General features: G+C 47.5%; 8 protein-coding genes and 1 riboswitch. Of the genes, 2 read left to right on the top strand and 6 right to left on the bottom strand.

What is annotated here, in order from left to right; all coding sequences use genetic code 11:
- Positions 1–216: 216 nt before the first annotated feature.
- Positions 217–390, bottom strand: coding sequence for a type II toxin-antitoxin system antitoxin (locus JRJ22_RS07930; RefSeq protein WP_206103967.1), 174 nt, complete (start codon positions 388–390; stop codon positions 217–219).
- Between the two features lie 13 nt (positions 391–403).
- Positions 404–1246 carry an SPFH domain-containing protein gene (locus JRJ22_RS07925; protein ID WP_206103966.1) on the bottom strand — a complete coding sequence of 281 codons (843 nt, stop codon included), beginning with the start codon at positions 1244–1246 and terminating at the stop codon, positions 404–406.
- Positions 1247–1438: 192 nt separating this feature from the next.
- Between JRJ22_RS07925 and JRJ22_RS07920 the strand changes: the two genes are divergently transcribed.
- Positions 1439–1621: a transcriptional regulator gene (locus JRJ22_RS07920; RefSeq protein ID WP_206103965.1), complete on the top strand. Its 183-nt coding sequence runs from the start codon at positions 1439–1441 to the stop codon at positions 1619–1621.
- Between the two features lie 156 nt (positions 1622–1777).
- Here the strand turns inward: JRJ22_RS07920 and JRJ22_RS07915 are convergent, their stop codons facing one another.
- The 4 genes from JRJ22_RS07915 to metA form a co-directional block, all read right to left on the bottom strand.
- Complete coding sequence (locus tag JRJ22_RS07915) at positions 1778–6136, bottom strand: bifunctional 2',3'-cyclic-nucleotide 2'-phosphodiesterase/3'-nucleotidase (RefSeq protein WP_206103964.1); 4359 nt, start codon at positions 6134–6136, stop codon at positions 1778–1780.
- Positions 6137–6634: 498 nt separating this feature from the next.
- Positions 6635–7771: a cyclic dehypoxanthinyl futalosine synthase gene (mqnC, locus tag JRJ22_RS07910; RefSeq protein WP_206103963.1), complete on the bottom strand. Its 1137-nt coding sequence runs from the start codon at positions 7769–7771 to the stop codon at positions 6635–6637.
- Between the two features lie 185 nt (positions 7772–7956).
- Positions 7957–9141, bottom strand: a complete 1185-nt coding sequence (locus JRJ22_RS07905; RefSeq protein ID WP_206103962.1) for an aminotransferase class I/II-fold pyridoxal phosphate-dependent enzyme — start codon at positions 9139–9141, stop codon at positions 7957–7959.
- A 48-nt stretch (positions 9142–9189) separates the two neighbouring features.
- Positions 9190–10107: a homoserine O-acetyltransferase MetA gene (metA, locus tag JRJ22_RS07900; protein ID WP_206103961.1), complete on the bottom strand. Its 918-nt coding sequence runs from the start codon at positions 10105–10107 to the stop codon at positions 9190–9192.
- Between the two features lie 109 nt (positions 10108–10216).
- Positions 10217–10349, bottom strand: a riboswitch (SAM riboswitch).
- Between the two features lie 397 nt (positions 10350–10746).
- Between metA and corA the strand changes: the two genes are divergently transcribed.
- Complete coding sequence (gene corA, locus JRJ22_RS07895; RefSeq protein ID WP_206103960.1) at positions 10747–11682, top strand: magnesium/cobalt transporter CorA; 936 nt, start codon at positions 10747–10749, stop codon at positions 11680–11682.
- The last annotated feature ends 48 nt before the right edge of the window (positions 11683–11730 follow it).

The raw sequence follows: 11730 nt of genomic DNA, 5'->3' as shown, positions 1-11730 counted from the left end.
GGGGTAGATCGAATGCCGGATACCGGAGGAAATTGCAGCCTTGTTCCCTCTCTCTGAAGCGGTCCTGAATCAACGATCCATATCTTTGTCGAAGCTGTTAACGTGAATTATGGAGTAATTATAAATCTGTCGCCAGCTTCCGTCAAGCCTGCCGGCGGTCGACATTCAAAATATGACAGTCAAGCAGCTTAGTGCAGGTGAAGTTTCCTGTACTAATCACTCCTCTTCCCGGCTTCTTTTGCCTGGCAAGCGGCCCGCCCGCTTCAAAGACTCACGCAGCAAATATTCAATATGTCCGTTAACGCTGCGAAATTCCTCTCCCGCCCAGCGTTCCAACGCTTCGTGCAGCTCAGGATCGATCCGCAGCGGAAAGCTTTTTTTGGCCGCCATAATGGATCGCCCTCTAGTACAACGAGCCGGCGTTGATGACCGGACTCGCTCCGCGCTCCGACACAATCGCCACCATCAGATTGTTGATCATTGCCGCTTTACGTTCTTCATCGAGCTCCACAACACCGCTGTCTTTCAGCTGGCGGATAGCCATATCTACCATGCCGACTGCACCTTCCACAATAATCTGCCGTGCCGAGAGAATCGCAGAAGCCTGCTGGCGCTGCAGCATTGTGCTGGCAATTTCAGTTGAATACGCTAAATGGGTCAGACGCGCTTCAATCACTTCTACCCCGGACAAGGAAAGGCGTTCCTGCAGTTCAGTTGCCAGCTCTTTGGCAATTTCGTCAGCGTTGGCCCGCAGCGACATCCCGGACTCATTAAAGTTGTCATACGGATATTTACTGGCTACATGACGCAGCGCTGTCTCACTCTGGATTTCCACAAAGGCCATGTATTTATCGACATCGAACAGTGCCTTAGCCGAATTAATGACTTTGAAAACAATTACTGCTGCAATCTCAATCGGATTTCCCTCTACATCGTTAACCTTAAGCTTAACACTATTGAAGTTGCGTACCCGAAGCGATACTGTCTTACGGATACTAAAAGGAATAACTGCCCATAAACCGCTATGCACAATTGTTCCGACATACTGCCCGAAGAATGTTACCACAACCGACTTATTGGGCTGTACCACACTAATACTGGTGCACAACACCGAAGCAAGGACAAAAAGAATAATCGGCACCGTGATATACTCCTGAACTGCCCCGTAAACCCCGCCCCCGATACAAATGGCGATCAATGCAATCACCCAGAAACCACTAACCGGACGCAATACTTTTTCTTTCATAATGGCACCTCCATAAGATATGTATTTGATATAATTATGATATCACTTTTGGATTTATATGTAAATATGTTCTGTGACACTTTTTGTGATTATCCCCACAAACATCACTGCATTTCCCTAAGCTCTCTTCTATACTACAAATCTAAGAGTTCATTCTTTCAATTAAAATTATAGTGAATAGGGAGTGTACACATGAGTGTAAAAGATCAGGTACTGGATATTCTCAAAGCTTCAGCGAATCCGCTCAGCGCAGGCGAAGTAGAAAAGCTCTCCGGACTGGAACGCAAAGCCATCGACAAAGCTTTTACAGAGCTTAAGAAAGAAAATGCAATCGTTTCTCCGGTCCGCTGCAAATGGGAAGCTGCTGTTAAATAAATTGGCTTACAGGTAAGAAATGTGAAAGGCCCGGCGTGATTTGCACCGGGCTTTTTTGCTTGAGCAACAAACTGCATTTAATGAAGATAATGAAAAAAAGATGCTCCGCCAGCCATCCGGAGATGACTGACGAAACACCTTTGGTTAAATGAAAGATTAGGAAGCTTTGTTCTCCAGCATACGGTAAATAATGACTGCAGCCTGCGCACGGTTCGCGATTGCTTTCGGTGCGAATTTACCGCCGTCCACACCATTTACAATTCCCGCCTGAGTCAGCTGTGCAACAGCTTCCTGAGCATAAGGGGCAATGGAGGACTTGTCAGCAAATTCACCTAGAGCCGCAGAAGTGTCAATCTTAGGCAATTGTCCTGCAAGAGCATTGACAATCATAATCGCCATTTCTTCGCGGGTAATTTGACGACCCGGTTCAAATTTGCCGTTTCCGGAGCCTTTGACAAGACCTGCCTGGACAGCAGCAGCGATAGAGTCAGTATACCATGCACCCTGCTTCACATCGCTGAAGCTTGCCGATGCATTGGAGTTGCTGAGGTTTAGGGCACGAACGAGCATAGTAACAAATTCCGCACGGGTAACGTTCTTCATTGGTGCGAAGTTGCCGTCCTCAAGTCCCTTCAAGATCCCTTTTGTAGCCAGGGAGCTGATGGCTTCCTGAGCCCATACTACCTTGCCCAGATCCTTGAACGGTACTGCCGAAGGAACCGGCTTCACTGTTGGTGCCGGTGTTGCCGAAGGTGCAGGGCTTGTTGTTGGTGCCGGTGTTGCAGTTGGTGTTGGTGTTGCTGTTCCTGTTCCGCCTGGAATGGTTACTGGAGTCGGAGTTGGAGTGGTAGTAGGAACAGGTTTGTTGTTGATCCGGCCTTCGATCTTCGCTGTGATCTGACCGCCTTTGAAAGTTTTCTTAATGTAATCGTAAAATACATCCAAATCAATTGGACCAGCCAGGGATTTACTGGCTAAGGTCAACACCTTATAGTTATCGCCACCTGCAGCCATGAAATTGTTAACCACGGCAGTATAGCTTTGAGTCATGCTGATTGGTGTTCCATCTGCCTTAGTAAGGGAAATAACGCGGCTTGCCACAGGCAGATCCATATCAGCGGAATACTTCAAGCCCGAAATTTGCAGTGTCTTCGTATCTGCAGTTCCATCAGCTTTAGTTGCCCATTGCTGTTGGAGTAACGTTTTGATTTGTTCACCGGTAAGAGTCAGCTTTACTAATGTGTTACCGAATGGCTGAATTTTGGCAAGATCACCAAAAGATACATTGCCTTTCGGAAGATCTGCACGGATGCCGCCCGGATTCATAAAGGCGAAATCAGCAGTAGCTACTCCGTCACCGAAATCAGCTTGCCGCATTGCGTCAGCAATTAAGTTACCCAGGGCAGATTCATTGTTGTAAGCATCTGTACGGGTGATTGTTCCGTCAGTAGTCCCTACAGGCAGAGTAAGCTCAGGGTGAAGTTTGAGATATTTATCCACCAAAGCCACCGTTTCTGCATCTGGGGTCACACCTTCTTGGAAAGTGGAAATTACAGAAGCTGTTTTGGATTTGACATCTTTGGTAACCGGGTCAATAACCAATTTGACATCTTCAAACGCAGTACCATAGGAATAAGCTTGAACTATCAGCTTGTTGTTTACTACATCATTGGCTAATGCGTGATTGTCACCCGCCAAGATTACATCAACTGGAGAATCCTTCGGAAGGGCGTTGGCTAAATCCGCAGCTTCCCCTGTAGTCACTCCAGATTTGGTCGTTGCCGGATCATGGGCAAGGACGATAATCGTTTGAACTCCTTCAGCCTGAAGCTCAGCTGCATATTTGTTAATGGCTGCTACTTCTTCCTCAGCACTTAGGAATCTCACGCCTTCTGTTCCCTTTGGAGATACTTTACTTGGAGTAGCTTTGGTAACGACACCGATAAATCCAATTTTCACGCCGCCAACTTCTTTGATTACGTAAGGCTTGATGATTGGTTTTCCGGTTTCTTTGTCAACCGCATTAGCATTGATATAGTCAAAATTCACTGGTTCATGCGTAACATTCTTATTGACTGGGTCTACACCGCCAAAGATTTGCGCCTTCAGTGCTGCTACACCCTGGTCAAACTCATGGTTGCCCAAAGTCCCGACATCAAACTTCATCATGTTCATCCATTCCAGAGTCGGCTTGTCGCGCTCCAGAGAGGATACCGGAGCAGAAGCCCCCACGGAATCCCCGTTGTGGACTAGCAATGTGTTATCGTATTGCGCACGTGCTGTTTTCAGGTATGCTGCGAGAATAGCTGCCGTACCTACAGGCTTGTCGCCAACATAAGACGTTGTATCCAATTGTCCGTGCAGGTCATTGATTCCAAGAATGTGAACCTTGATATCCCCGCTCAGATCCAGGTTATAAATCTCAAACCCTTTGCTATCCATAGTGCCTGTATCGGTAATTTTCTCATTGGTAGGCAAAACTTTTTTTGCTTTTGGAGAAGAGGTAAAGGTTACTTTGACATCTCCCTTAATCGGCTGGATGGACCAGTTGTTATCAGCAGGCTGCTTAACGTTGCCCTCTGCCTTAATATAATCCATCAGAACCTGACGGTTCTCTTCCAATGTATCAATAATCGGAGTGATACCTTTGAGACCCGGGAAGTTACCTCCGCCGCTTGCACGGTAGTTATTGGTAACGACGATAAAGTCCTGATTCATATCAAGCGGCTTGCCGTCATACGTAATGGACGTAACCCGACTGTACGAATCATTGATGATATTACCTTTCGGATCGTATTTCGCATCTTTGGTAACGTCTATCTTATACTGGATTCCATCGATAACATCGAAATTGTAGACCGCAAATTGAGAGTTGAGCAGTGCCTGCGGCGTGGAAATTGCCGGGTTAATAGTATTGAAGGCACCCGCGCTCATCTCCACCCATTCTTTTACTGTGGAACCCTTGATCATGACTGCTTTCAGCGTGTTGTCATAGAGGTATAAATCACTTGCGCTGCGAATGGTCAAGGGGCCTGCTGCAATTTCAGTATATTCATCCGGACCATTGCGTCCGGCCTTGAATGGTGCACCTACACTGAGAATGGCTTTCCCTTTATACTGGGCTAAAGCCGGATCAGTATTAATCAGATTCTCAACATAATGCTTCTGAGCATAGGTCACAATCTGTACAGTCGGATCATCCTGCACCATAGCAAAGTAGCTGTTCATAGGTACATCCGTTATACCCAGCGGTTGATTGACATAGTCGATCGTTGCCTTATGAGCAGCATCAACAACCGCGTCTACTTCTGCATCCGGTTCAACAGTAGTGTAGTTTACCTTGTTTTCCGTTTTATAAATAGAACGTGTGGATGAAAGGGAAGCCGTCTTGTCCACCTTCCAATGTCCGCTCTTCTGCGGATCAGGAACAATAGCAAGATCGATCAGTCCCAGATAACCACCGCCATAGCCGGCCTGAACGGCCGGAACACCGTTAATCTGGCCTTTGGCATTGTCAATGCCCGGAAGTACCTTTCCGGAATTATCCTTGAACAACGCATCCAGAGATGTTTCGTCTGCAGCAGGGAATATCTTATGGGTATGTGAGAATGTAATGGCATCAATGTCAGGAATCTTGCTGAGTGCATTAATGTCATTTTCTGAGCCGTCACCTATCACAGCAGAACCATCATATCCCGTATGTGCCATAGCGACAATAATATCTGCACCTTCAGCTTTCATCAAAGGAACATATTTTCCAGCTGTTTCGGCAATATCCTTGGTGATTACCTTACCTTCCAGATTGGCTTTATCCCATTGCATAATTTGCGGTGTTACCAACCCAAGCAGACCGACCTTAAGCGTCTGCTCTACTCCGTTACTGTCTGTAAATGTTTTATCTACAATTTTATATGGAGTGAAATAATTAACATCATTATCTGGATTATCGTCCTTGTCATCCACATATACATTCGCATTCAAAAAAGGAATATTTGTATACTTATAAGTAGCGGATGTTGCGGAGGTTATGCTCTCCAGATAATCCAAACCATAATTAAATTCATGATTCCCCATGGTAGCCGCATCGTAGTGCATGGCATTCAGAGCAGCAATCATCGGATGAATTTGGTTAAGATTGCCGTCTGCGTCCATCTGCTTCGCCATATAAGTTCCCAGTGGTGTGCCTTGTATCAAATCGCCATTATCTAGTAAAAGATTGATTTTCCCTTTGTCCTCTGCTCTGGCTTGTTTCACCAAAGTCGCTGTTTTGTCCAACCCCACTGTTAAGGATTCACTGTTTTTAAAGTAGTCCCAGCTTTTCACATTAGTATGAACATCTGTAGTACTCATCAAGCGCAGATTAACCGCTCCAGCAGCAACCACTTCAGCGCCCGCTGCCGCAGCCTTCTTTACTCCCAAAATCGGCCCTGCAAAAACTCCGCTTAAAACTTGTGCAGTCAGAACCGTGGTTGCCAGTATAGAAGCTACCGGCTTGTTCCATCGTCTTTCTCCCATAAGCGATTAATCCTCCCAGTTTTTTCTTTATAGTGACCGAGGAAGATTGTATCATATGGGATTATATGAATCTAGCGAAAATCATAAACTAAGTTCAATAGTTGTGTAAAATATCACATTTTTAGCATTGAATTTAGTTATGGTGCCTGATTCAAAAGTGAAATTATGGTAAAAAGAGACACACTATCTTTAATCCAAAAGGTAATTTTCATAACTTAATAGGTGAAATAACATTACACAAATATTCGAATGTAATTATTCCTGGATTTAAATATAGTATATTTTAATGAAACTTTGATCAAAAACAACCTAAAACCTTCATATAGTGTTAGATAATATATACGTAGGTGGATGTTATTTCAATTAAAGACCAAACACTGGAACTAATGTCCCTTACATCCCTTGTGTCGTCTCACGTCACAATTCGACAACCCGTGCATAATAAACCCCCGCAAAACAGTGGCTCACTGCTTGGCGGGGGTTATGCACATCTATATATTAGTTCTGCATTACAAAATCATTGTCGATCTTCGTGTTTCCGTCTTCGAAGGTACGCAGAATGTCGTAGCGCGTATTGCGCTGTGCAGGAATCTTGCCTGCTTCACGGATCAGCTGGGTGATCGATTCGATGTTGACCTTGTAAGTGGCACCAGCGGATGAGACCACGTTTTCTTCAATCATGGTGCTGCCAAAATCATTACAGCCGTATTGGAGGGACAGCTTTCCGACCTCCGGTCCCATAGTTACCCAAGAGGACTGGAAGTTTTTGATGTTGTCCAGGACAAGGCGGCTGATGGCCACCGTCTTCAGGTATTCTTCCGGAGTCTGTCTGTCCAGCTTCAGGTTGGTGTTATCCGGCTGGAAGGTCCAGGAGATAAACGCCAGGAAGCCCTCAGAATCATATTTATTGGCGATGCATTCATCCTGGGCTTCACGAACACGCAACAGATGCAGCGCACGCTCCTCCATGCTCTCACCAAGACCGATAACCATGGTTGCCGTAGTGTTCATGCCTATTTTGTGCGCAGTCTGCATGACATCCATCCACTCGCGCCAGGAGCCTTTGAGCCGGCTGATTTTGCGGCGGGTACGGTCATCAAGAATCTCGGCTCCGCCGCCCGGAAGGGAATCCAGCCCAGCGGCATGAATCTCGCGGACTACCTGCTCCAGCGGTAATCCGGATACTTCGACCATCTTCATAATCTCCGCCGGGGAGAAGGAATGCATCGTAATTTCCGGAAAACGCTGTTTAATCCCGCGGAGAATATCCGTATAGTAGCTGAACGGCAAATTCGGGTTCGTCCCGCCCTGCATGAGGATTTCGGTGCCGTTCACAGCAATCGTCTCGGCGATTTTTTGATAGATGGTTTCGTCGGGAAGCACATACCCTTCCTCTGAACCAGGTCTGCGGTAGAACGCGCAGAAACGGCAATACACATCGCATACGTTGGTATAGTTAATATTGCGTCCAATTACAAATGTAGTGATCGGATCGGGGTGCCAACGTTTCATGATGACGTCTGCGGCAGCGCCCATTTTCTCAATTTCGTTGCTCTCGAACAACCGGATAGTGTCTTCCAGCCCGAGACGTTCGCCTTTCAGCGTCTTATCCAGAATAAGATCTATCGCACTCATCGTTCGCAGCCTCCTTTAAAGTCCATACAATATGGTTGATAAAATCTAGTTGTTGATAGGAATCTTATAATTGCATTCGTTCTCCCATCGTAACATAAATTCCGGCGGCTTGAAAAATCTTTTGCCGCCGGCTCCCACAAAAAAGACGGCAGCGCATGAACCTCGCTGCCGTCTTCCTTAAATAATTATTCAGCTGTCACAGCTTGCTCCAGCTCGATCCGTGCCGCTTCGAGCGCCTGGGCAAGGTCCGCAATCAGATCATTTACATGCTCAATGCCGACGGAGAAGCGCAGCAGACGGTCATCCACACCGACCGCATCACGGATTTCCGCTGGAATGTCGGCATGGGTCTGCACTGCCGGATAGGTCATTAGCGATTCCACGCCACCCAGACTTTCAGCGAAAGCAATCAGACGGATATGGCGGAGCAGCGGCTCCACATATCTGGCGTCTTTTACCTTGAAGGAGAAGATTCCGGTATTCCCGGAGGACTGGCGGTTCTGAATCTCATAGCCGGGATGATCCGGCAGCCCCGGATGGAATACCTCCCCGATTGCCGGATGCTCCAGCAGATAACGGGCAATAGCCAGCGCGTTACTCTCATGCCGCTCCATGCGCAGGGCCAGAGTCTTCATACCCTTCATCAGCTGATAGCTGTCGTTAGGAGCAAGCACAGCACCAAGAGAGTTGTGCAGGATGGCCATTTCTGCCGAGAGCTCGGTGCCTTTAGTCACGATCAGACCCGCCAGAACATCATTGTGGCCGCCCAGATATTTGGTCGCGCTGTGGACAATAATATCTGCACCCAGCTCCAGCGGACGCTGGAAGAATGGAGTCAGCAGCGTATTGTCTACAATCGTGAGCAGCTCATGCCGGCGGGCCCACGTACAAACTGCCGATATATCGGTTATCATCATCAGCGGATTGGTCGGAGTCTCAATGAACACAGCCTTCGTATTCGGACGGCGGGCCGCTTCCAGGCCATCCAGGTCATTAGTATCCACATAGGAGGCGCTGATGCCGTACTTCGAAAGAATCCGTTCCAGCAGCCGGTAGGTTCCGCCATACAGATCCAGCGAAACTACCAGATGGTCGCCTTGGCCGAACAAAGCAAACACGGTGGTTAACGCAGCCATACCGGAGCTGCAGGCAAAGCCGGCATCGCCGGATTCCAGCTCGGCAGCAGCCGTTTCCAGCACCGACCGGGTCGGGTTTTTGGTACGGATGTAATCAAAACCTGTGCTTTGTCCAAGTCTCGGGTGGCGGAATGCCGTTGCATTATAAATCGGATAATTCACTGCACCGGTAGCAGGATCCTCCTGTGAGCCAATCTGCGCCAGTCTGCTTTCAATCCTTAGTTTCTCGTCCATGGGTAAGCCTCCTAAATGTGGTGTTGAGCATTCTCTTCTCATCTATGATTAAATGATGGGACCAATATCGTAAGGGGTCTCCTGATATACATAGTAATTGAGCCAATTGGCGAACAATAAGTTAGCATGGGCACGCCATACGGCCGGCGGGGTACGCTGCGGATCATCCTTTGGATAGTAATGCTTCGGCAGTGCAATATCCATTCCTTTGGCTATATCGCGGTCATACTCCCATTTCAGGGAGAATGGATCATACTCGGAGTGGCCGGTGACAAAAATCTGCCTGCCGTCATGTGTTGACACAAGATAGACTCCGGCTTCTTCGGATTCAGCAAGAATCGTCAGATCGGGATTCGCTTCGATGTCTTCCCTGGAAACGTCGGTGTGGCGGGAATGCGGAACATGGAATACCTCGTCAAAACCGCGCAGCAGCTTGAAGTTATTATGGCTCAAGGTGTGCGGGAAGACGCCGAAGCATTTCTCAGGCAGACTAACCTTGCGCACGCCGAAGTGGTGATATAATCCAGCCTGTGCTGCCCAACAGATATGCATGGTCGAGGTTACGTTATGCTTGCTCCATTCAAAAATCCGCTTCAGCTCTTCCCAGTAATTCACGTCCTCGAACTCCAGCTGCTCTACCGGAGCCCCGGTCACAATCAGGCCGTCGAACCGGCGGTGACTGATTTCATCAAAGGTTGTATAGAAGCTCTCCAAATGCTCAGCTGAAGTATTCTTGGAGGTATGGGAGCTCGGATGAAGCAGGACTACATCGACCTGGAGCGGGGAATTCCCGATCAGACGCAGCAGCTGCGTTTCTGTTGTTTCCTTGGTAGGCATTAAATTCAGGATCGCAATCCGCAGCGGACGGATGTCCTGATGAAAAGCCTGGCTCTCATCCATTACAAAGATATTTTCTCCGGATAATATTTCTTTGGCCGGTAAGCTGTCGGGAATTTTGATTGGCATTGCAGTGTCCACTCCTTAATCGAATTAGTGTCCTTCTACTCGCTGTAAAGCATGCAAAAATGACCTTTCTCGCACGAGAAAGGTCATATAGCTGTAGTCATATGCGCCTCTCTCATCTGCCAGAGAACGATGCCGGGATATCTTCTTCCCCTGCATAGCTTCCGCAAGAATTAGCACCGTGCGTGTACACGCCGGTTGCCGGGTTTCATCGGGCCAGTCCCTCCACCTGCTCTTGATAAGATTTAGCTGTATTCAATTATTTTCTTAAAATTTACTTTAAATCATGAACCTGCTTTTCGTCAAGTCCATACAATGCTGAAGAGCCCCTAAACTGTAAAGAATTTAGCTTGTAAGAGGCATATCCCGGCGTTATACTAGACAAGTGTTTCACAGCACAATTGACGAAAAGAAGAGGTGAGTAAAGAATGGAAGGCGACCCGGGTGCGCAGTTAAGCGTACAAAGTGAGCAACCACACAGGATTAACATCAGCTTGCCGGCGGCGGGAGCATTTCTTCTTTATGTCCTCGAAACGTCATTCTGGCCGATTCCTTGATTGTACCACCGGCCAAGCTGATTTTTTCCGTGTGCTTTAATTAGCATACCCCTGGAGAAGAACGGGGACAGAAGGAGTGAATCAGATGAAAATCCGGCTGGTGAATGCAGGGGTTTTTACACCGATCGATGATATTGAGGAAACACTTACCGCCCCTTTAGAAGGGTTCTACTGGATCGATGCCGATGACGAGGATTTGGAGCTGCTTCAGCCTCTGTATAATCTGCATGATCTGGCCGTTGAGGATTGCCTCAGCGAAGAAGAGCAGCGGCCGAAGATTGAAATTTACGAGAGCCATTATTTTATTGTAGTCAACAGCATCCGTTTTGATGATGAGGAGATTTTCCTCCGGGCGCTTAACGTTTTTCTGGGCAGACATTTCATAATTACCGTCACCAAGCAAAAAATTCATGAGCTGCGTGTCCTGAAGCCCATTCTGTGGGAGCAGGAGGTCAGCGAACCTGACCGTTTCCTTTACCATCTGATCGACACCGTCGTGGATAATTATTTCTCCGTCGGCGACCGGATTGAAGCACGGATCGAAAAGCTTGAAGAGGATATCCTCATGCATACCAAGAAATCGCACTTAAGCGAAATTATCGGTCTGCGCAGTGAAATTCTGTGGCTGAAGAAGATGCTGGGGCCGCAGAAGGAAGTTATCAACACACTAAACAAAAAGGACCTCCGCCTGATCGATGATCAGCTGCAGAAGTACTTTAGCGATATTTATGAGAATGCGGTTAAAATCTCTGAAACATTCGAGACCTACCGCGACCTCATGGGCAACTTGCGCGAAGCCTACCAATCCAGTATCGCTAACCGTGCCAATGAAATCATGAGAGTATTTACCGCAATTACAACGATATTCATGCCGCTGACGGTTATTACCGGTATCTACGGGATGAACTTCGACAATATACCCGAGACCCATTCACAATATGGTTACTATGGAGTAATCGCCGTAATGGTAACGCTCGGCTGCGGGATGCTGGTTATTTTCCGCAAAAAGGATTGGCTATGAACATTAACGGACGAATACGCTAAGGCGAAGGTTACCGCTACCGTAAGG

It is taken from the genome of Paenibacillus tianjinensis (assembly GCF_017086365.1).
In the GTDB taxonomy this organism is placed as follows: domain Bacteria; phylum Bacillota; class Bacilli; order Paenibacillales; family Paenibacillaceae; genus Paenibacillus_AQ; species Paenibacillus_AQ tianjinensis.
Note: the sequence above shows the minus strand (reverse complement) of the source record. Positions and strands in the feature narration are given on the sequence as shown.